General features: G+C 55.2%; 1 protein-coding gene. It reads left to right on the top strand.

Annotation, left to right across the window (positions count from 1 at the left end; genetic code table 11):
• On the top strand, positions 1–317 hold a 317-nt coding region (locus PGR10_RS25430; protein WP_430924286.1), incomplete at both ends, for a carbohydrate porin.

Genomic DNA, 317 nt, shown 5'->3' with positions numbered 1-317 from the left:
AACTACGGCTTTGACTCAAAAGCGGTGGACAGCGACGCGCGCCTCGATGCCTGGCAGGGCGGGCTGGTGCTGAGCCATACCAACGACAGCGGGGTAAACAAAGTTATTCTGCGCTACTCCGATAACTCGGATAACAGTGTCTACAACAAAACTGACGACCTGACCACGGTCTACGCCAGCTTCGAGGGCAGCCATAAATTCACCCAGCAGGCGCAGATCGAATATCTGCTGGCCTTCCACGACTACGACAACGGCAAGGACAATACCGACAACCGTAAAAACTACGGCGCGATCGTCCGGCCGATGTACTTCTGGAA

Source organism: Klebsiella sp. 141198 (assembly GCF_050600785.1).
Taxonomy (GTDB): domain Bacteria; phylum Pseudomonadota; class Gammaproteobacteria; order Enterobacterales; family Enterobacteriaceae; genus Klebsiella; species Klebsiella aerogenes.
Note: the sequence above shows the minus strand (reverse complement) of the source record. Positions and strands in the feature narration are given on the sequence as shown.